The organism is Streptomyces sp. NPDC096132, assembly GCF_044763345.1.
Taxonomy (GTDB): Bacteria; Actinomycetota; Actinomycetes; order Streptomycetales; family Streptomycetaceae; genus Streptomyces.
On record NZ_JBIWGA010000013.1, the window covers coordinates 150,796 to 171,225 of the forward strand.

Annotated in this window: 19 protein-coding genes and 2 tRNA genes; 12 read left to right on the top strand and 9 right to left on the bottom strand. The window is 70.9% G+C overall.

What is annotated here, in order from left to right; all coding sequences use genetic code 11:
* Nucleotides 1-8: 8 nt before the first annotated feature.
* The 4 genes from ACIRF9_RS29045 to ACIRF9_RS29060 all read left to right on the top strand — a co-directional run bounded on the left by ACIRF9_RS29045 (nt 9) and on the right by ACIRF9_RS29060 (nt 3,894).
* Nucleotides 9-605, top strand: coding sequence for a M48 family metallopeptidase (locus ACIRF9_RS29045; RefSeq protein ID WP_403828004.1), 597 nt, complete (start codon nt 9-11; stop codon nt 603-605).
* Nucleotides 606-749: 144 nt separating this feature from the next.
* Complete coding sequence (locus ACIRF9_RS29050; protein WP_403828006.1) at nt 750-2,429, top strand: TerD family protein; 1,680 nt, start codon at nt 750-752, stop codon at nt 2,427-2,429.
* A gap of 11 nt (nt 2,430-2,440) precedes the next feature.
* On the top strand, nt 2,441-3,121 hold the full coding sequence (locus tag ACIRF9_RS29055; protein WP_403828008.1) for an AIM24 family protein: 681 nt from the start codon (nt 2,441-2,443) through the stop codon (nt 3,119-3,121).
* Between the two features lie 17 nt (nt 3,122-3,138).
* Nucleotides 3,139-3,894: an AIM24 family protein gene (locus ACIRF9_RS29060; RefSeq protein ID WP_403828010.1), complete on the top strand. Its 756-nt coding sequence runs from the start codon at nt 3,139-3,141 to the stop codon at nt 3,892-3,894.
* Between the two features lie 45 nt (nt 3,895-3,939).
* Here the strand turns inward: ACIRF9_RS29060 and ACIRF9_RS29065 are convergent, their stop codons facing one another.
* Both ACIRF9_RS29065 and ACIRF9_RS29070 read right to left on the bottom strand, forming a co-directional pair.
* Nucleotides 3,940-4,455, bottom strand: a complete 516-nt coding sequence (locus tag ACIRF9_RS29065; protein ID WP_403828012.1) for an NUDIX hydrolase — start codon at nt 4,453-4,455, stop codon at nt 3,940-3,942.
* Complete coding sequence (locus tag ACIRF9_RS29070) at nt 4,452-5,897, bottom strand: zinc-dependent metalloprotease (RefSeq protein WP_403828014.1); 1,446 nt, start codon at nt 5,895-5,897, stop codon at nt 4,452-4,454. Before ACIRF9_RS29070 ends, ACIRF9_RS29065 begins: the two co-directional genes overlap by 4 nt.
* A 196-nt stretch (nt 5,898-6,093) precedes the next feature.
* On the opposite strand from ACIRF9_RS29070, the gene ACIRF9_RS29075 reads away from it, so the two are divergent.
* The 4 genes from ACIRF9_RS29075 to ACIRF9_RS29090 all read left to right on the top strand — a co-directional run bounded on the left by ACIRF9_RS29075 (nt 6,094) and on the right by ACIRF9_RS29090 (nt 9,384).
* A complete protein-coding gene (locus ACIRF9_RS29075) occupies nt 6,094-7,206 on the top strand; it encodes an SDR family oxidoreductase (RefSeq protein ID WP_403828016.1) in 1,113 nt (370 codons plus the stop codon).
* Nucleotides 7,207-7,478: 272 nt separating this feature from the next.
* Entirely contained in the window at nt 7,479-7,940 is a 462-nt protein-coding gene (locus ACIRF9_RS29080) for a molybdenum cofactor biosynthesis protein MoaE (protein ID WP_403828018.1), read from the top strand.
* Between the two features lie 154 nt (nt 7,941-8,094).
* Entirely contained in the window at nt 8,095-8,235 is a 141-nt protein-coding gene (locus tag ACIRF9_RS29085) for a hypothetical protein (RefSeq protein WP_403828262.1), read from the top strand.
* Between the two features lie 54 nt (nt 8,236-8,289).
* Nucleotides 8,290-9,384 carry a PDZ domain-containing protein gene (locus ACIRF9_RS29090; RefSeq protein WP_403828019.1) on the top strand — a complete coding sequence of 365 codons (1,095 nt, stop codon included), beginning with the start codon at nt 8,290-8,292 and terminating at the stop codon, nt 9,382-9,384.
* A 9-nt stretch (nt 9,385-9,393) separates the two neighbouring features.
* Here the strand turns inward: ACIRF9_RS29090 and ACIRF9_RS29095 are convergent, their stop codons facing one another.
* The gene (locus tag ACIRF9_RS29095) at nt 9,394-9,936 is read right to left on the bottom strand and encodes a PPA1309 family protein (protein WP_403828021.1); all 543 of its coding nucleotides are present in this window, start codon (nt 9,934-9,936) and stop codon (nt 9,394-9,396) included.
* Between the two features lie 165 nt (nt 9,937-10,101).
* On the opposite strand from ACIRF9_RS29095, the gene ACIRF9_RS29100 reads away from it, so the two are divergent.
* The 4 genes from ACIRF9_RS29100 (at nt 10,102) to ACIRF9_RS29115 (ending at nt 15,580) form a co-directional block, all read left to right on the top strand.
* Entirely contained in the window at nt 10,102-13,062 is a 2,961-nt protein-coding gene (locus ACIRF9_RS29100; RefSeq protein WP_403828253.1) for a UPF0182 family protein, read from the top strand.
* A gap of 40 nt (nt 13,063-13,102) precedes the next feature.
* Nucleotides 13,103-13,176 (top strand) — tRNA-Met (locus tag ACIRF9_RS29105).
* 208 nt (nt 13,177-13,384) lie between these two features.
* A complete protein-coding gene (locus ACIRF9_RS29110; protein WP_403828023.1) occupies nt 13,385-15,271 on the top strand; it encodes a tetratricopeptide repeat protein in 1,887 nt (628 codons plus the stop codon).
* Nucleotides 15,272-15,506: 235 nt separating this feature from the next.
* Nucleotides 15,507-15,580, top strand: a tRNA-Met gene (locus tag ACIRF9_RS29115).
* A gap of 49 nt (nt 15,581-15,629) precedes the next feature.
* Here the strand turns inward: ACIRF9_RS29115 and ACIRF9_RS29120 are convergent.
* From ACIRF9_RS29120 to hisN, 6 genes are all read right to left on the bottom strand, one after another.
* A complete protein-coding gene (locus ACIRF9_RS29120; protein WP_403828025.1) occupies nt 15,630-16,772 on the bottom strand; it encodes an ABC transporter substrate-binding protein in 1,143 nt (380 codons plus the stop codon).
* On the bottom strand, nt 16,769-17,635 hold the full coding sequence (locus ACIRF9_RS29125; protein ID WP_403828027.1) for an ABC transporter permease: 867 nt from the start codon (nt 17,633-17,635) through the stop codon (nt 16,769-16,771). Before ACIRF9_RS29125 ends, ACIRF9_RS29120 begins: the two co-directional genes overlap by 4 nt.
* The gene (locus ACIRF9_RS29130; protein ID WP_403828029.1) at nt 17,632-18,399 is read right to left on the bottom strand and encodes an ABC transporter ATP-binding protein; all 768 of its coding nucleotides are present in this window, start codon (nt 18,397-18,399) and stop codon (nt 17,632-17,634) included. Before ACIRF9_RS29130 ends, ACIRF9_RS29125 begins: the two co-directional genes overlap by 4 nt.
* Nucleotides 18,400-18,537: 138 nt before the next feature.
* Entirely contained in the window at nt 18,538-18,954 is a 417-nt protein-coding gene (locus tag ACIRF9_RS29135; RefSeq protein WP_403828031.1) for a Fur family transcriptional regulator, read from the bottom strand.
* A 129-nt stretch (nt 18,955-19,083) separates the two neighbouring features.
* Nucleotides 19,084-19,476, bottom strand: a complete 393-nt coding sequence (locus tag ACIRF9_RS29140; RefSeq protein ID WP_403828255.1) for a cyclic nucleotide-binding/CBS domain-containing protein — start codon at nt 19,474-19,476, stop codon at nt 19,084-19,086.
* Nucleotides 19,477-19,620: 144 nt separating this feature from the next.
* Entirely contained in the window at nt 19,621-20,421 is an 801-nt protein-coding gene (gene hisN / locus ACIRF9_RS29145; RefSeq protein ID WP_403828033.1) for a histidinol-phosphatase, read from the bottom strand.
* Nucleotides 20,422-20,430: the final 9 nt, after the last annotated feature.

Below are 20,430 nucleotides of genomic sequence, written 5' to 3' on the forward strand. Positions count from 1 at the left end.
GTCGGGGCGTGCCCGCCGACCCCCTGCACCGCGCCGGAACGCCACAGCGCAGCACGACGAGCCAGCCGCCGAGCGGCTCGGGGGCGAGCGCGATCGAGGTCCGCAGGAGCAACCGGCGACGCCGGACGGTCTCCGCGTACCGCGAGGGCGATCGCACCATCGTGCTCATCCCCGCCCGGATGTCCGAGGCCGAGGAGCAACGCTGGGTGAGCGTCATGCTCGACAAGCTCGCCGCGCAGGAGAGCAGGCGGGTGCCCGGCGACGCCGAACTGGCGGAGCGCGCCGAGCGCCTGTCCGCCCAGTACTTCGACGGCCGGGCCCGGCCCAAGTCGGTGCGCTGGGTGACCAACCAGAACACCCGTTGGGGCTCCTGCACCCCGGCCGAGGGCAGCATCCGTCTGTCGCACCGGCTGAAGGGCATGCCCGAGTACGTCATCGACTACGTCCTCGCCCACGAACTCGCCCACCTGCTCGTGCCCGGCCACGGTCCCGACTTCTGGCGGCTGCTGGAGGCGTACCCGCGCACCGAGCGGGCCCGCGGCTATCTCGAGGGCGTGGTGGCCGCGGAGCGGCTGCCGCATCCGCCCGGCGCGCGCGAGGAGTGACCCCGACGGCGCGGAGCGTGCCCGCGCCCGGTATCAGGTGCGGCGGGTTGTGTACCGGGTCTGTACCGACATCGTGCGTTGTCGGAGTTTGCCGTTAGCCTGACGCGACGCACTCGCAATCGGGATGGGGGACGGTCGTTACGCATGCCCAGGGAATTCCAACGCGGCCACAAGGCCAGGATCAGTGACCTCACGGCGGGCACCGATCTGTACGTAGGCGTGCAGATCTCCGCCCCCGGCCTGACCTTCGACATCAGCTGCTTCGGTCTCGACGCCGACGAACGGCTCTCGGACGACCGGTACTTCGTGTTCTTCAACCAGCCGAAGTCCCCCGAGGAGTCCATCCAGCTCCTGGGCGCCCAGGCGGGCGACACGGAGTCCTTCCGCATCACGCTGGACCGGATCCCGGCGCAGATCCACAAGCTGTCCTTCACGGCGACCGTCGACGGCACCGGGCAGATGTCGCAGATCGGCCCCGGCTACCTCCGCATCGTCGCGGGCGGCGAGGAAGTGGCCCGGTACGCGTTCAGCGGCTCGGAGTTCTCCACCGAGCGTGCCGTGATGCTGGGCGACTTCTACCTGAAGGACGTGTGGCGGTTCGCGGCCGTCGGACAGGGCTTCGACGGCGGCCTGGAGGCGCTGCTGAAGAACTTCGGCGGCGAGGTCGCGGAGGAGGAGGCGCCCGCCGCTCCCCAGCAGCCCCAGACCGGCGCGGCCCCCGGCTTCGCCCCGCCCGCGTTCGCCGCCCCGTCAGCCCCGGCGCCCGCCCCCGCCCCCGCTCCTCCTGCGCCCGCTCCCGTCCCGCAGCAGCCCCAGCCCGCCGCGCAGGGCTTCGCGCCGCCGCCGGCGGCGCCCCCGGTGCACGCCGCGCCGACGATCGTCGCGCCCATGGGCACCCCGCCCGGCGGCTTCCAGGCCCCGCCGCCCCCGGCGCCGCCCGGGCCTCCCGGTGGCCACCAGCCGCCGTACAACCAGCCGCCCCAGCAGCAGCCGTACGGCCAGGGCGCGGCCCCGGCTGCCCCGCTGCCCCCCGGCTACGGCCAGCCCCAGGCACCCCAGCCGCCCCAGGCCCCGATGCCTCCCGGCTACGGCCAGCAGCCTCCGTTCGGGCAGGTCCCCGGGCAGCAGGCGTACGGCGTGCCGCAGGGCGCGCCCCAGGGCGGCGCCGGAGTGTCCGCCGCGCTCCAGCAGTTCAAGGAGACGCCCACCGGGCAGCGCTGGACACAGCAGAACAGGAAGCTGATCCGCGTCGACCTCGGCATCGGCGGCCAGCCCGTGCTCGCCCGCCAGGGCAGCATGGTGCTCTACCAGGGCAAGGTCGACTTCAGCTACAAGGGCGCCGGGTTCGCCGGCCGGATCGTGGGCAACGCGACCGGCCAGGAGATGCAGCTGATGCGCTGCACCGGCCAGGGCCAGGTGTTCCTCGCCGACAACTCCACGATGCTGCACCCCATCGAACTCCAGGGCGACGGCATCTGCGTCTCCGCCGAGAACGTCCTCGCCTTCGACGAGAGCCTCCAGTACGAGGTCCGCCGCGTCGAGGGACACGGCATCCCCGGCGGGGCGCTGTTCACCATGCAGTTCACGGGCACCGGCACGATCGTCGTGAAGACCCACGGCACGCCCGTCGTCCTGCCGGTCACCCCCACCACGTTCGCCGACTGCAACGCCGTGGTCGCCTGGTCGTCCGCCGCCCAGGTGGTCGTCTCCAGCCAGGTGCGGATGCGCCGCAACGCCTACCCCGGGGACACCGGGGAGAGCGTCAACCTCCAGTTCCGGGGCGCGCCCGGCAACTTCATCGTCGTCCAGCCGTACGAGGTCTGAGGGAGCCCGTCATGAACCAGCCGCTCGCGGGCTACGCCCCCGCACCCGTCACCGCCCGCATGGAGAACCACGGCAACCACATGCTGAAGGTCGCCATGCAGACCGGGAACGACCTCTTCGCGCGCGTGGGCTCGATGGTCGCCTACGAGGGCTTCGTCCAGTACGAGCCCAACCCGCCGGCCGTGCGCCAGATCGCCCGTGACTGGATGACCGGCGAGGGCGCTCCCCTGATGAAGTGCACCGGCGACGGACTGCTCTACCTCGCCGACTACGGCGCCAACGTCGTCGTGATCAACCTCAACGGCGACGGCATCTCCGTCAACGCCACCAACCTGCTCGCCTTCGACGCGCACCTGACGTGGGGGGTCGAGCGGGTGAAGGGCCTGGCGAAGTTCGCCGGACAGGGCCTGTGGAACACCAAGATCTCCGGACAGGGCTGGGTCGCGCTCACCTCCCGCGGCAAGCCGATCGTCGTCGACTGCGGTGGCGGCGAGGACGAGACGTACGTCGACCCGGACGCGCTCGTCGCCTGGTCCCCGAACCTCAAGGTGAAGGGCAAGCGCAGCTTCAAGGCGCAGTCGCTCATCGGCCGGGGCAGTGGCGAGGCCTACCAGATGGCCTTCTCGGGCCAGGGCATCGTCGTGGTCCAGCCCAGCGAGGACAGCACCGACCGCCTCCGGATCCGGGGCTGAGGGGGAGCCAGAACGCCATGCAGAGCTCACTTTTCGCGCACAACGACTCGCAGGCCCAGGAACGCTGGAGCCTGCAGAACAAGCAGATGCTCCGCGTCGTCCTGGAGGGCCACGACGACATCCTGGCCCGCAAGGGCACGATGGTCGCCTACCAGGGCCTGGTCGAGTTCGACGCCGAGTACCAGAGCAACCAGCAGGGACGCGCGCGTGCGCGTACGGGCGAGGGTCTCGACCTCATGCGCTGCCACGGGCAGGGCACGGTCTACCTGGCCAACCTCAAGCAGTACATCCACCTCGTCGAGGTGGAGCAGGACGGGCTGACCGTCGACAGCAGCTATGTCCTCGCCATGGACTCCTCGCTGCACCACGAGGTCATCGCCGTCGACAGCCTCTACGGCATCTCCGGCTCCGGGAAGTACCAGCTCAACATCACCGGGCGCGGCCGGGTCGCCCTGATGACCTCGGGCGCGCCGCTGATGATGCAGGTCACGCCGGACAAGTACGTCAACTGCGACGCCGACGCCATCGTCGCCTGGTCGACCGGGCTGCGCGTGCAGATGCAGGCGCAGACGCATTCCTCCGGGGTGTGGCGCCGGCGCGGCAACACCGGCGAGGGCTGGGAGCTCAGCTTCATGGGCTCCGGTTTCGCCCTGGTGCAGCCGAGCGAGCTGCTGCCGCCGCAGAACGCCCAGATCGGGTCGGGCCTCGCCGCGCAGTACGGCATGGGCCAGCAAGGGGCCCGGGGGCAGAACCAGGGCAACGTCTGGAGCTGAGGCGTAGGTAAGGGGTGACCACCAGGACGGTCACCCCTTACCCCGTCAGAGCCTGCTGCGGGTCGCTTCCAGCAGTCGTACGACGGAGTCGTCCGCCACCCCCGCGACCTCGTCGTAGGCGAACCACCGCAGGTCGAGGGACTCGTCGCTGATCGCCTCCACGGACCCGGCCGGGGCGAGCGCCGCGTACTGGACGTCGAGATGCCAGGCGCACGGCGTGTGATGCCGGTCCAGGCGCACGGGGCCGCCGGGCAGCAGGCTCAGCCCCGGGATACCGGACTCCTCGGTACCCTCGCGCAGCGCGGCCGCCGCCAGCGTCTCGTCGGCCGGCTCGCAATGACCGCCCATCTGCAGCCACATCCGCAGCTTCCTGTGCAGTGTGAGCAGCACCCGCCCGCGGGAGGGGTCGATCACCAGAGCGCTCGCCGTGATGTGCCCGTCCCCGCAGGCCTTCCACATGCCGTCCGGGTGAGCCGCCAGATGGTCCAGATAGACCTGGCGCAGGTCCGCCTGGTCCTCGTAGCCCTTGAGCACGAGGACCGCGTCGTCGTGGAGGGTCACTCGGTGTCGTCGCCCTTGTCGTCGTCCTTCGTCAGGTTCGGCTTCTCGGCCGGGCCGCCGCTCCCCGCCTCGCCGAGCATCTTCTCCAGCTCGGAGAAGTCCAGCTGCTCGCGGTGCACGAAGCCGTCCGGGTCGTCCAGGTCGGAGGCGGTCGGCAGCATGTCCGGGTGCGCCCAGAGGGCGTCACGGCCGTCGACACCGCGCGCGTCCGTCAGCGAGGCCCACAGGCGGGAGGCGTCCCGCAGACGGCGCGGGCGCAGCTCCAGGCCGATCAGCGTGGCGAACGTCTGCTCCGCCGGTCCGCCCGTGGCACGACGGCGGCGCAGTGTCTCGCGCAGCGCGTCCGCGGACGACAGGCGCGGCTTCGCGGCCGCGTGCACCACCGCGTCCACCCAGCCCTCGACGAGCGCCAGAGCCGTCTCCAGACGGGCCAGGGCGGCCTTCTGCTCCGGGGTGTCCTCCGGCTGGAACATGCCCTGCTGGAGGGCGTCCTGCAGCTGCTCCGGGTTCTGCGGGTCGAACTGGCCGACCACGTCCTCCAGCTTGGCCGTGTCGACCTTGATCCCGCGCGCGTAGCCGTCGACCGCGCCGAACAGGTGCGAGCGCAGCCACGGCACATGGGCGAACAGGCGCTGGTGGGCGGCTTCGCGCAGGGCGAGGTAGAGCCGCACCTCCTCCTGCGGGATGCCCAGGTCCTTGCCGAACGACTCGATGTTCAGCGGCAGCAGCGCGGCCCTGCCCGCCGGGCCGAGCGGCAGACCGATGTCGGTCGAACCGACCACCTCGCCCGCCAGCACGCCGACGGCCTGCCCGATCTGCGAGCCGAACATCGCGCCGCCCATCGAACGCATCATGCCGATCAGCGGGCCGGCCATGGCCTGCATCTCCTCCGGCAGGACGTCACCCATGGCCGCGCCGACGCGCTCGGCGACCGGGTCGACGAGTTCCTTCCACGCGGGCAGGGTCGCCTCGACCCACTCCGCGCGCGACCACGCCACGGCCGAGCCGGCGCCGGACGGCAGGGACGTCACGTCGTCCAGCCACAGGTCGGCCAGGCGGACGGCCTCCTGGACCGCGGTGCGCTCGGCCTGGCCGACGCTCGCGTCCTTCACGCCGTCCGACGTGCCCTGGGAGACCGTCTGGCGGGCGATCTGCTTGGCCATGTCCCAGTTCACCGGGCCGCCCTCGTACGAGAGCATCTGGCCCAGCTGCTGGAACGCGGCGCCCAGATCGGTGGGGTTCAGCGAACCGAACATGGCTGCGAGCGGATTGTCGGCACCAGGACCGCCCGGGCCGCCGAAGCCACCGACTCCGGGAATGCCGAAACCGAACGGGTTGGCCGGTCCCTGACCACCACCGCTCTGCTGGTCCTTCTGCTTGCCCTCGTCGCCGTCTTCCGGCTCCTCCGGCGGAAGGCCGAATCCGAATGGGGTGTCACTCACGGGGTTCCTCGGCTGGTAAGGCCACCGGTTCTCGTCCGGCGGCGCGGCTGCCCTGCAACACCACCCAGCGTAGACACCCCGGGGCTCGATCGGGCCTCGGTGCTTCGCCGACTCTTGGCCTGCGGCAGGATGGATGCCACCTGGTACGTACGCGTCACTCGCGCCCGTATGCCAAGACAACCGCTGGAGACACCTGGTGAGTTCCCCAGATCCGCAGGTTCGCGCAGCGCGAAACCACTCAACCCCGGGCGGTTCGCGCGGGCCCGTCGTCGCCGTGACCGGCGCCGCCACCGGGGTCGGCGCGCTGCTCACGGAGCGGCTCGCCGCGTCGGACGAGGTCAAGCAGGTCCTCGCCATCGACGAGCGGCGGGGCGAGTGCGACGCGGCGCAGTGGCACATCCTCGACGTCCGTGATCCGGCGATCGCCGACAAGCTGCGCGGGGCGGACGTCGTGGTCCACCTCGCGCTCGATCTCGACCTGGGGAGTGACGCCGCCGCCCGGACGGCCTACAACGTGCGCGGGACGCAGACCGTGCTGACCGCTTCCGCGGCAGCCGGGGTGCGCCGCGTCGTGCTGTGCACCTCCTCGATGGTCTACGGGGCGCTGGAGGACAACGAGCTGCCGCTCTCGGAGGACGCGGAGCTGCGGGCGACGGCGGAGGCGACGGGCGTCGGGGACCTGCTGGAGATCGAGCGGCTGGCCCGGCGGGCGCCCCGGGCGCATCCGGGGCTGAACGTCACCGTGGTGCGGCCGGCGGTGCTGGTGGGGGGTACGGACACGGCGCTGACCCGGTACTTCGAGTCGCCCCGGCTGCTCGTCGTGGCCGGGTCGCGGCCGGCCTGGCAGTTCTGCCATGTCGAGGATCTGTGCAGCGCCCTGGAGTACGCCGTACTCGAGAAGGTCGACGGGGAGCTGGCCGTCGGGTGCGACGGGTGGCTGGAGCAGGAGGAGGTGGAGGAGCTCAGCGGGATCCGGCGGATGGAGTTGCCCTCGGCGGTGGCGCTGGGGGCGGCGGCGCGGCTGCACCGGATCGGGCTGACGCCGTCTCCCGCGGGAGACCTGGCCTACACGATGTACCCGTGGGTGGTGAGTGGGTCGCGGCTGCATGACGCGGGGTGGCGGGCGCAGTGGACCAATGAGGAGGTGCTCGCGGAGCTGCTGGAGGAGGTGGCCGGGCGGCACACGGTGGCCGGGCGGCGGTTGGGGCGGAAGGACGCGACTGCGGCGGGGGCCGCGGGGGCGACGGTTGCTCTGCTGGGGGCGGCGGCTGTGGTGCGGAGGGCTCGGAAGGCTCGGCGGAGGGTCTGAGGGGTGGGGTGGGCGCCGGGTGTTTCTCGCCCCCGCCGCCCTTACCCGTTCCCGTCCCCAGGGGCTCCGCCCCTTCGCCCCTGCCGGGGGCTGCGCCCCCTGGACCCCGGCGGGGCTTCGCCCCTGCACCCCCTGGGGGCTGCGCCCCCAGACCCCCGCTTCGGCCCTGGACGGGCCTCGTCCTCAAACGCCGGACGGGCTGGAATGCACCGGCCGGTGCTCGAATCCAGAGGCCGGCGCTGAGAGGTCCGGGGGTGGGGCACGATGGGGGTATGGCATCCACCAAAGATCATCCCGGTGAGCAGGCGGCTCAGGAGCCCATCAAGCTGATCGGCATCAGGGACACCGCGCTCTCCTTGGACGAGGTTTTCCGGGCGGTCGGGGACGACGCGGCCGGGGGGACGGCGTTGTTCGTGGGGACGGTGCGGAATCACGACGGGGGTGCCGATGTGGACGCGCTCGGGTACTCCTGTCATCCCAGTGCCGAGGCGGAGATGCGGCGGGTCGCGGAGAAGGTCGTGGCGGAGTTCCCGGTGCGGGCGCTCGCGGCCGTGCACCGGGTCGGGGAGCTGACCGTGGGGGACCTCGCCGTGGTCGTCGCCGTCTCGTGCCCGCATCGCGGGGAGGCCTTCGAGGCCTGCCGGAAGCTGATCGACGACCTCAAGCACGAGGTGCCGATCTGGAAGCACCAGAGGTTCTCCGACGGGACCGAGGAGTGGGTGGGGGCCTGCTGAGGCCCCACCGCAAGGCCGGCCCGGCCTCCGGTTGCGTAACCGCACCCCTGCCGTGAGCGTTGTCAGTGCGGATGGTTAATCTGCTGATCAGTCAGTTGCGGTATGGGGTTGGGAGGTCGGCATGGCGGCGCTCGCCTGGTTGCTGATTCCGCTTGTGGCTGCTATCGGTGCCGGACTGTGGGGGAGCTGGGCCAACCGCACCCGCAAGGCGCGCGGCGACGGGCCCGAGCTGGACGGGTACGCCCGTTTTCGGGCCGCCATGGAGAAGTCCGCGGGGTCCCACTCCGGCAGCTGACCCGGGTGGTGGCCCTGACGGTGCGCTGACAGAAGCGTCCCGTACTGTCGAGGCATGCCACGCCGCACCGCGACGATGCTCGCCTCCACCCTGATGCTGATCGCGCTCCTGTGCGCGGGAGTGCTCATCCCCGTGCCGTACTCGGAGATGTCCCCGGGGCCGACGGTGAACACGCTCGGCGAGCACGACGGCGAGCCGGTGCTGCAGATCACCGGGCGGAAGACGTACGCGACCAGCGGTCATCTGAACATGACCACCGTGCGGGTCACCAGCGCCGACTACCGGATGAATCTTGTCGAGGCGGTCTACGGATGGCTGGCGCATGACAACAAGGTCGTGCCGCACGACACGCTTTACCCGGACGGCAAGACCGAGGAGGAGTCCACTCAGGAGAACGCCGAGGAGTTCAGCCAGTCCCAGGAGAGCGCCAAGGTCGCGGCCCTGAAGGAGCTGGACATCCCGGTGAAGTCCTGGGTGATCGTCTCGACGGTGGTCAAGGACTCCCCGGCCGAGGGCAAGCTGCACGCCGGGGACGTGATCAAGGCCGTGGACGGGACCACGGTCAAGGAGCCCGGTGACGTGGCCGAGCTCGTCACCGAGCACACACCCGGGCAGGACGTCGTCTTCACGATCGTCCCGGCCAAGGAACAGGCCGCCGCCGAGAAGGAGAACAAGACGGCGACCAAGACCCAGGACGTGACCATCACGACCGCCACCTCCGACGACACCGGAAAGCGGCGGGCGATCGTGGGGATCTCCGCGGGGACCGACCACACCTTCCCGTTCAGCATCGACATCAAGCTCGCCGACGTGGGCGGACCCAGTGCCGGACTGATGTTCGCGCTCGGGATCTACGACAAGCTGACGCCCGGCAGCCTCACCGGCGGCAAGTTCGTCGCCGGTACCGGGACCATCGACGACGAGGGCAAGGTCGGGCCGATCGGCGGCATCGAGATGAAGACCGTCGGCGCGCGCAGCCAGGGGGCGCAGTACTTCCTCACGCCGGAGGACAACTGCGCGGCCGCCGCCAAGGACACCCCCTCGGGGCTCAGGCTCGTCAAGGTCGACACCATCGACGACGCCCTCACCGCTCTCCAGGACATCCGCAGCGGCGACACCGCCGACCTGCCGAAGTGCACCACCAAGTGATGCCAGTGGCTACTCCTCGAAGGTCGCCGACAGCGCCTCGGCCAGGCCCGGGACCAGCGCGGCGCCGGTGAGGACCTCCGTCGGGGCGTCCTTCTCGCGCAGCCGCAGGGCCGACTCGCGGGTGCCGTCGCGCAGGACCGCGACCGTCATACGGACCTCCTGGCGGTCCGGGTGCTCGGCGACCCACTTCGTCAGCTTCGCCCCGCTCAGGCCCTGCGGGACCTGGGCCTCGGCGGACGGGGGCAGCATCAGCCGCTCCACGGTGAGCGCGCAGCCGGTCACCGCGTCGGGCCAGGCGATCGTGGCCAGGAACTCGTCGAGCGGCTTGTCCGTTGGCACTTCGTCCTGCTCGATCGGGGTGAGACCGGTGGTCTCGGGCTCGTCCTCCAGGCCGAGCTGGGCGGCGAGCGAGGGTTCCTGAGCCCGCAGCCGTGCGGTGTCTACGAGGGCGAAGAGGCGGGCGGGCTGGTCCCAGCCGAGGCCGGAGGCGTACTCGTCGATCTCGAGTACGGCCCGGGTGAGCGGGTTCGCTGCCATGGGAGTGTTGGACATGGTCACAATCCTCTCTCGTTCTCGGGCGGAATCGGGAACCGAGTAAACGGTGAGTAAGTTGCATAGGTGTGGGCCCACGATCACGGGGGGCCACTGGGGGCCCTGCGAACACGCTGGGCTGAGGGATCAACAGCGAACTTCGAGGTGCGCACCTTGGCTTTCCAGATGCCGGACCGCGGCGGAGGCCCGACAGGGCCGCGGATGAGAGTGGGCCGCCCGTCCCGGCGTGTCCGGACCCTGCTCATGACGCTGGGCGTCCTTGCCGTCCTCGGCATGGCGTTCACCATGTTCGCGGGGTTCTGGACGGACTGGCTCTGGTACCGGTCGGTGAACTACTCGTCCGTGTTCACCACCACACTCTGGACCAAGATCGGGCTGTTCTTCGTCTTCGGCCTGCTGATGGCACTCGCGGTCGGTTTCAACATCTGGCTGGCCCACCGGCTGCGGCCGCCGCTGAGCGCGATGTCCGTGGAGCAGCAGAGCCTCGACCGCTACCGCATGGGCATCGCCCCCTACAAGCGGTGGCTGCTGCTCGGCATCACCTCCCTGGTGGGGCTCATCGCCGGAGCCTCCGCGGCCGGTCAGTGGCGGACCTGGCTGATGTGGGTCAACGGCGTGTCCTTCGGACAGAAGGACCCGCAGTTCCACCTCGACGTGTCCTTCTTCGCCTTCGACCTGCCCTGGTACCGGTTCCTGCTCGGCTTCGGCTTCGCCGCCACGATCCTCTCCCTGATCGCCGCCGCGCTCACCCACTACCTGTACGGCGGGCTGCGCGTCACCAGCCCCGGAGCGCGCGCCACGGCCGCGGCCACCGGTCATCTGTCGGTGCTGCTGGGCGTCTTCGTCGCGCTGAAGGCGGTCGCCTACTGGCTCGACCGGTACGGCCTCGCCGTGAAGTCCAGCGACTTCAAGGCGACGGACAACTGGACGGGCCTGAGGTACGTCGACGCCAACGCCTACCTGCCGGCCAAGACGATCCTGTTCTGCATCGCCGTCATCTGCGCCCTGCTGTTCTTCGCCACCCTGTGGCGGCGCACCTGGCAGCTGCCCGTGATCGGCTTCGGTCTGATGGTGCTCTCGGCGATCCTCATCGGCGGGCTGTACCCGGCGATCGTCCAGAAGTTCCAGGTCCAGCCGAACGAGCAGGCCAAGGAAGCCCCGTACGTCGCGAAGAACCTCAAGGCGACGCGTGAGGCGTACGGCATCGACGGCACGCAGGTCACCGAGTACTCGGGGACCAGCACCACCAAGGACAAGACGCAGCTGCGCGACGACGTCGACGCCACGGCGAGCATCCGCGTCCTGGACCCGAACATCGTCTCGCCGACGTACCAGCAGCTCCAGCAGATGCGGAAGTACTACGCCTTCCCGACCAACCTGGACGTGGACCGCTACAACGTGAGCGGCACGGACCAGGACACGGTCATCGGTCTGCGCGAGCTGAACCTCGCGGGCGTCGACAAGCAGAACTGGATCAACAACCACTTCCGCTACACCCACGGCTACGGCGTGGTCGCCGCCAAGGGCACCACCGCCGACGCCGAGGGCCGGCCGGTCTTCACCGAGTCCAACCTGCCGTCCGAGGGCGACCTCGGCACGTACCAGCAGCGGATCTACTACGGCGAGAAGACGAGCACGTACTCCATCGTCGGCGGTCCCCAGAAGGAGATCGACTACTCCGACGACTCCGGTGAGAAGACCACCAGCTACACCGGCAAGAGCGGGGTCAACCTCTCCAACCCGGTCAACCGGGCCGCGTACGCGGTGGCGTTCGGTGAGCCGCAGATCCTGTACTCCGGCGCGATCGGCGAGGGCTCGCGGATCCTGTACAACCGCACGCCCAAGGAGCGGGTCGAGGCGGTCGCCCCGTGGCTGACCATCGACGGCGACGCCTATCCGGCCGTGGTCGACGGCAAGATCCAGTGGATCGTCGACGCGTACACGACGACGAACGGCTACCCGTACGCCTCCCGTACGACCCTCGGTGACACCACGGCCGACTCGCTGACCGCGACCAACGACAACCGCGCAGTGGTGGCCCAGCAGAACCAGGTCAACTACATCCGCAACTCGGTGAAGGCGACCGTCGACGCGTACACCGGCGACGTGAAGCTCTACCAGTGGGACACCGAGGACCCGGTCCTGAAGACCTGGATGAAGGCCTTCCCCGGCACGGTGGAGCCCAAGACCGCCATCTCCGACGCGCTGATGGCGCATCTGCGGTACCCGCAGGACCTGTTCAAGGTCCAGCGCGAGCTGCTCACCCGCTACCACGTGAAGGACGCCACCACGTTCCTCAGCGGCAGCGAGGTGTGGCAGGTGCCCGACGACCCGTCCAACAAGTCGGGCGACGCGGTGCCGCCGTACTACCTGAGCATGAAGATGCCGGACCAGACCGCGCAGTCGTTCTCGCTGACGACGACGTTCACGCCCAACGGGCGGGACAACCTGAGCGCGTTCATGGCGGTGGACTCCGAGGCGGGGACACCTGGTTACGGCAAGATCAGAATCCTGAAACTGCCGACGAGCACGACGGTCGACGGACCGAAACAGGTCCAGAGCCAGTTCAACTCCGAACAGGACATCGCCGAGTCGATCAGACTCCTCAAGGGCGGTGACTCCGACATCGAGTACGGCAACCTGCTGACGGTGCCGCTCGACGGAGGACTGCTCTACGTGGAGCCGGTCTATGTGCGCGGTGGCGGGCTCAAGTACCCGCTGCTGAAGAAGGTGTTGGTGACCTACGGCGGCAACACCGCCTTCGAGGACACCCTCGACGAGGCCCTCAACAAGGTCTTCGGCGCGACGAGCACGACTCCGCCGGAGGACGAGGGCGGCGGCACCACCACCCCGCCGACGTCCACCAACCCGACGGTCCAGGAAGCGCTGGACGACGCGCAGAAGGCGTTCACCGCCGGCCAGGAAGCCCTGAAGAAGGGCGACTGGGAGGCGTACGGCAAGGCGCAGAAGGACCTCGAGGCCGCGCTGAAGCGGGCCGAGGAGGCGCAGGACGAGGCGGACAAGAGCGGCAACAAGGCGAGCAGCAGCCCGAGTCCGACCGCCTCGCCGACCACTGGCAGCGGTGCCGGCGGCAGTCCCAGTCCGAGCAGCAGCCCCAGCGGCTGATCAAGCACGCCCCGCGTCGTGATACGGTTGTGGAACACGACGCGGGGTGGAGCAGCTCGGTAGCTCGCTGGGCTCATAACCCAGAGGTCGCAGGTTCAAATCCTGTCCCCGCTACTGAAGACGAAGGCCCGGATCCGGTACACGGATCCGGGCCTTCGTCGTGTGCGAACGCATGTGCCGGTGAGAGGCGTCGCCGCGCCGCTGTGGGGAGTTGGGCGAACTGTGTTTGACTTGTCTCTCTGTGGGCATGTCGACAAAACGCTGAAGTGACCTCACGGGCTGCGGTATACACAGGTGTACCCGGGTTGCAGGTGGTGCGACGATGGACGTTATGGGGGACAAGGCAACTCTGTTCGAGACAGGGCGGTTTGTGCAGCCTTCCGGTGAGGAAGCGACCCCGGACCAGGGCCGGGACCAGACGGCGGAAGCCGTCGAGACGGTTGAGACGGAAGAGACAGAGACAGTAGAGACGGCCGAGACGGGGGAGACGGGCGAGGCCGTCGAGGAGATGCGCCTGCGACTGGCCGCCGAGGCCGGCGACGCCGAGGCCACGAGTGTCCTCGGCGCCATGCTGCTGCGCCGCGGCGACCTCGACGGTGCCGAGCCCCATCTGCGGGCCGCCACCGCGGCCGGTGACCGGGCCGCGGCCAACAACTTGGGCGTCCTGCTCCATCAGCGCGGCTACGCCGACGAGGCCGCTGGGTGGTGGCGGGTCGCCGCCGTCGCCGGCTCGGCCGCGGCCGCGCACGCGCTGGGGCGGCACTGCCGTGAGTGCGGGGACGAGCCCGCCGCCGAGTACTGGCTGCGCCAGTCCGCCGAACAGGGCCACGCCCTCGGCGCGTACGCCCTCGCCGACCTGCTGGAGCACCGCGGGGACACCGGCGCCGAGCGGTGGATGCGGGCCGCGGCCGAGCGGGGGCACCGGGAGGCGGCGTACCGGCTGGCGCGGGGGCTGGACCGGAGGGAATCACAGGACTCCGACGGCGACAACGGTGTCTCCGCCCCGGCGGAGGCCGAGCAGTGGTACCGGCAGGCCGCCGCGCGCGGCCACCGCAGGGCCGCGCTGCACCTGGGGGCGATCCTGGAGCGGCGGGGCGAGCTCAAGGAGGCCGGGCGCTGGTACCTGACCTCCGCCAAGGACGGCGAGGCACGGGCCGCCTGCGCGCTCGGGTTTCTGCTGCGTGACGCCGGCGACACCGAGAACGCGGCGATCTGGTGGCTGCGGGCCGCCCAGGACGGCGATGGCAACGCGGCCAACGCGCTGGGCGCGCTGCACGCCGAGCGCGGCCAGACCCAGACCGCCGAGCGGTGGTACCGGGCCGCGATGGACGCGGGCGACGACAACGGCGCCTACAACCTCGGGCTGCTCTGCGCCGAGCAGGGCCGGACCCCGCAGGCCGAGCAGTGGTACCGGCGCGCGGCCTACGCCGGGCACCGGGAGGCCGCCAACGCGCTGGCCATCCTGCTGCTCCAGGTCGGCGACACGGCCGGGGCGGAGCCCTGGTTCTCCAAGGCGGCGGAGGCGGGCAGCGTCGACGCCGCGTTCAACCTGGGGATCCTGTTCGCGGGGCGCGGCGAGGACGTCGTGGCGCTGCGCTGGTACGAGCGGGCCGCTTCCGCCGGGCACACCGAGGCGGCGCTGCAGGTCGGGATCGCCCGGCTGCGCGAGGGGGACGAGCAGGAGGCCGAGCGGCATCTGCGGTGCGCCGCGGGTGGGGGCAGCGCGGAGGCGGCGTACCGGCTGGCGGCCGTGCTGGACGCGCGGCGGCCGCCGCAGCCCGCGCACGAGCTCGGGGAGATCGTGCACGAGAAGACCGAGTGCGAGGAGTGGTACGAGCGGGCGGCCCAGCAGGGGCATCGGCGGGCGCAGGTGCGGGTCGGGATGCTGGCGGCGGCGCGGGGGGACGTGTGCGAGGCGGCTCGGTGGTACCGGGAGGCGGCCGAGGCCGGGTCGCGCAATGGTGCCTTCAATCTGGGGCTGCTGTTGGCGCGGGAGGGGAGTGAGCCGGAGGCGGTGGTGTGGTGGACGCGGGCCGCTGAGGACGGGCATGGGCGGGCGGCGTTGCGGCTCGCCCTGGTCTACGCGCGTCGGGGGGAGCTGGTGGAGGGGCAGCGGTGGGCGGATCGGGCGGTGTCGCTCGGGCCGGGGGAGGTTGCCGAGCGGGCGGCGCGGTTGCGGGACGCGCTGCGGGAGGAGCTGTCGGCTTGACGGTGCCGTTAGCTGGTGCCGGGCGGGGGTCGGGGCGCTCCCCGGCGCTGGCGGGGTGCCTCCCCCGCTCTCGGCTTCGCTCGAGCGGGGGGACCCCCATCGCCCACCCGTGCCGCCTGGGGGTCCCCCCAGGCCCTTAAGGCACTGGGGGAGGCACGACTGCCCCCAGCTATGCGGGCAGGCGGTAACTGATTTGCTTCTGTCCTCACCCTTCACGTAACGTTGCATTCACCGACGCGGGGTGGAGCAGCTCGGTAGCTCGCTGGGCTCATAACCCAGAGGTCGCAGGTTCAAATCCTGTCCCCGCTACTGAAGGCCGAGGGCCGGAATCCGAAAGGGTTCCGGCCCTCGGTGCGTGTCAGGGGTGGTGGCCCACCGCCTCCGCGTACAGGCTCCGGTCCACCGTCCGCGCCTCCGGCAGCGGATCCCCCTCCGTCACTCCCTGTGCCTCGTACGCCGCCTGCAGCCGGTCCGTGGTACCTCCGCGGACCTCCCAGTCCATGCGGAGGGAGGGCGTGGACTCCAGGATCTGCCGGTCGATCTTCAGGAGCTTCGCGAGGTGGGCGACGAAGTCCGCGTCCTTCTTGTAGTCCGCCGCGAAGTACGTGTTCACCGTGCGGATGTAGGCCCTCAGTAGCGCCACCCCCGCGTCCGTGTCCTCGGTCAGCAGGCTCGGCCCGTACAGGAAGCCGCCCAGGGGCTCGCCCTGCGGCTGGCCGCCGAGGAAGGCGTAGGAGGCGTCGCCGTCCACCGTGCGCCAGACCGGGTCGAGCAGCCAGGCCGAGTCGACGCCGCCGTTCTGGAGGGCGGTGAGGACGTCGGCGGAGCCCAGTTGCTGGTACTGGATGCGGGACAGGTCGCCGTCGTGGCTCTTCAGCGCCTTCTCCATCGGGTACGCGATCACCGAGCCCTTGCCGATCATCGTGCCGAGCCGCCGCCCGGACATGGAGACGTCCGTCACCGTCTCGCCGTTCTTCAGCTTCACCCAGAGGCCGCTCTTCGAGGCCGGGTCGGGGGAGAAGTTCCCCGCGACCCAGCGGATGTCGAAGCCGCCCCTGACGCCGTTCATCACGGCCGCCTCCGGGGCCGCCCACAGGGCGTCGATCTCGCCCTTGGCGAGCAGGGGCAGGGCCTCGGGAGTGGGAAGCACCTTGAGCTCGACGTCCAGGCCCTCCCGCGCGAACTCGCCCTTGTCCAGGGCGACCTCCAGCGGCGCCACGTACTCCGCGCTCAGCGTGCCCGTCGCGATCGTCAGCTTCCGCCGTTCCGGCAGGGGGACGGGTGCGGGGGCGCCGGTACGGCAGCGGGCCGGGGCGCGGGTGGGGGAGAGGTCCGACGGGTCCGTCCAGGAGGTGTCGCCGCAGCCCGCCACCGGGCGGATCGTGCGCGTGCGCGGAGCCGCCGTCTCGGGCGCCGCGTCACCCGCGTCCGTTGACGAGCACCCCGCCGAAGCCAGCAGGGCGCCGACGACGACCGCGACACCGTAGAAGGGCTTCCTCATGACTGCCCCCGTCCCCGGTCCCTCGGCGCCCACGGGGTGAGCACGCGGCCCAGGAGCCGTACGACCTCGGAGAAGATCACGCCCAGGACGGCCACGCAGACGATGCCGACGAACATCACGTCGTTCTGGAACAGCGCGCGCGAGTCGAAGATCAGGTGCCCCAGGCCGTCCGTCGCGGCGATCTGCTCCGAGGCGACGATCACCAGGACCGCCACACCCGCCGCGATCCGCGCGCCCACCAGGACCGACGGGAGCGAGGCCGGCAGCAGGACGTGGCGGAACATCTGCCAGGGGGAGGCGCCGAAGACGCGGCCCGCGTCGCGGTGACCGGCCGGGACGGCCATCACCGCCGCCATGGTCGAGATCCACACGAAGAAGAAGACGGTGGCCGCCACCAGGGCCACCTGCGGGCCCTCGCCCAGGCCGAACATGTTCAGGAAGATCGGGAGCAGGGCCAGCTTGGGAACCACGTACAGGGCGTCCAGGAGGGGTTCCAGGGCGGCCCGGACGAGCGCCAGCGACCCCATCAGCAGGCCCAGCGCATAGCCCGCGGCCGTGCCGATCCCGTAGCCCGCCAGGACGCGTTTCAGGGTGGCCCACACGTCCGGCCACAGCTCGCCGGCCGCGGCCCGGTCCCAGCCGTCGGCGAGGATGGTGGAAGGGGCGGGGTAGACGCGGTCGTCGATCCAGGCCTGTGTCGCGGCCAGCTGCCACAGCAGCACCAGGAGGACGGGGACGGCGACGGCCAGGGTCACTTCCAGGGCCCTGCGGCGACGGTGGGTGCTTACGGGGTGCAGTTCCTCGGGTCCCGGGCGGCGGATCAGGACCGCGTCCCTGTCCTTGCCGGGGACGGTCGTTGTCATGCCGGCGCAGCCTCCTTCCTCAGCAGGTCCCACAGCTCGCTCCTCAGAGCCGTGAACTTCGGTGTCGTACGGATGTCTCCGGTGCGCGGGCGCGGGAACGGCGGGCGGTGCTCGGCGATGATCCGGCCGGGGCGCGCGGACATCACCAGCACGCGGTCGCCGAGGACGATCGCCTCCTCCAGGCTGTGGGTGATGAAGAGGGTGGTCGTGCGGGTGGCCTGGGTGAGGTCGAGGAGTTCGTCCTGGAGGATCGTGCGGAGCTGGGCGTCCAGGGCGGCGAAGGGCTCGTCCATGAGCAGGATCTCCGGCTCCACGGCCAGGGCCCGGGCGATGGCCACCCTCTGGCGCATGCCGCCCGACAGCGCCGCCGGGTAGGCGTCGGCGAAGTCGGCGAGGCCCATGCGGGCCAGCCAGTCGTCGGCGCGGGCGTTCCCCTCGCGGCGCGGGACGCGCTGGACGTCGAGGCCGAAGCGGACGTTCGCGCGGACGGTCTTCCAGTCGTAGATGCCGTAGTCCTGGAAGATCATGGCCGCCGGGCGCGGGCTGCGCGTGCGGATCTCCAGGGTGCCCGTGCTCGGGCGCAGCAGGCCGGCGGCGATCCGCAGCAGCGTGGACTTGCCGCAGCCGGAGGGGCCGACCACGCAGACGAACTCGCCGGGGGCGAGGGTCAGGCCGAGCGGACCGAGGGCGTCGACCGCGCCCGGGCCGCGGCCGAAGGTTCGGGTCAGATCGCGTGCGCTGAGTTTCGGATACGGCTCTCCCACGAGACGAAGATATGACGGGCCGTCAGATTCGGGAAGGTCGCGAACGAAGCGAACCCCTCAGGTACGGCGCGAACCCCGCGCGCGCAGCGCGAAGCCCCGGCGACCGAGAGGCTGCCGGGGCTCGGGTGGAACGCTGGTCTACGCCGCCGCGCAGTTGGGACAGACGCCGCGGTACGTCACCTCGACGTCCGAGACCGCGAAGCCGAAGCGCTCCGAGTCGGGGAGGTCGGCCAGCGGGTTGCCGGTCGGATGGACGTCACGGATCGCGCCGCACCGGGCGCAGACCAGGTGCTGGTGCGGGCGGTGCGCGTTGGGGTCGTACCGCTTGGCGCGCCGGTCGGTGGCGACCTCGAGCACCTCGCCGAGCGAGACCAGCTCACCGAGCGTGTTGTAGACGGTCGCCCGGGAGATCTCGGGCAGCTTGGCGACAGCCCTGGCGTGCACCTCGTCGGCCGTCAGGTGGACGTGTTCGCCGTCGAGGACCTCGGCCACGACGCGTCGCTGCGCGGTCATCCGCCATCCGCGTCCGCGCAGCCGTTCCAGAAGGTCACTCATGCGCACCAGCCTAACAGCAGGGGGGAACAGTTCCCGAACGGGTGTGACTTTGGAGCAATCCCTGACTTAGACATTGTCCATTACCGGATCGGGGCTGTCCATGCCGGCCAAGGCCGAGGTGCGGTGGGTTCAGGCGGGGACGTGCTGCCGGGCCGGTGCCCAGCAGCGGATGATGTCGCGGACCGAGACGATCCCGGCCGGTTCGCCGTCGTCGAGGACGACCAGGTGGCGGAAGCCGCCGTGGGCCATGGCATCGGCCGCCTCCTCCAGGGTCCAGGTGGGGGCGGCGAAGACCACGTTGTTGGTGGTGTGGGCGTGGGTGCGTTCCGTGTCCGGGTCCTGGCCCAGGCCCACGGAGTTGAGGATGTCCCGTTCGGTGAGTATGCCCATGCCGCCAGCGTCCGGGTCGAGGACGAGCGCCGCGCCGACGCGGCGGGCGGACATCAGGGCGGCGGCTTGGCGGAGGGTGTGGGCGGGGCCGATGGTGAGGACCACCGTGCTCATGGCGTCGCGGACGAGCATGGGCTGGAGCACCTCCTACGATCCCTGTTAGTTCAGGGATTCACAAGTTCACAAGTGAGGGTGCTGTCAGCGTGGCAGGTAAAGCGGGAGTCAACAAGAGGGCGCGCGCCGTCAATTGAGGGCGCACGCGCTCATCTGTATCTCTCAGTAGCGCCGGTTGAGATACCCCAGCAGCTCGTCGTGCAGGAGCCCGTTGGAGGCCGCGCCGTTGCCGCTGTGCGGGCCGGGGCGGCCGTCGAGGCCCGTGAAGGTGCCGCCGGCCTCCGTCACCACGATCGCGTTGGCCGCCATGTCCCAGAGCGACAGCTCCGGTTCGGCGCACAGGTCCACCGAACCCTCGGCGACCATCATGTACGGCCAGAAGTCGCCGTACGCGCGCGTGCGCCACACCTCGCGGGTCAGGTCCAGGAAACCGTTCAGATTGCCGCGCTCCTCCCAGCCGGAGAGCGAGGAGTACGCGAACGAGGCGTCGGACAGCGTCGAGACTCGGGAGACGTGCAGCCGGCTGGCCGAGGAGAGAGAGCGGCCGGTGTAGGCGCCGTGGCCCTTCGCGGCCCACCAGCGACGGCCCAGGGCCGGAGCGGAGACGACCCCCACCACCGGATGGTAGCCGCCCTCGCCCGCCTCCATCAGCGAGATGAGCGTCGCCCACACGGGCACGCCGCGCACGTAGTTCTTGGTGCCGTCGATCGGGTCGATCACCCAGCGGCGCGGGCCCGTGCCCTCGAGGCCGTACTCCTCGCCGAGGATCGCGTCCCGGGGACGGGCGCGCTGGAGCTGGCCGCGGATGAGTTCCTCGGCGGCCTTGTCGGCCTCGCTGACCGGGGTCATGTCCGGTTTGGTCTCGACCTTGAGGTCGAGGGCCTTGAAACGGTCCATGGTCGCGGCGTCGGCGGCGTCCGCGAGGACGTGCGCGAGACGGAGGTCGTCGAGGTAGTCCGGCATGGGACGAAC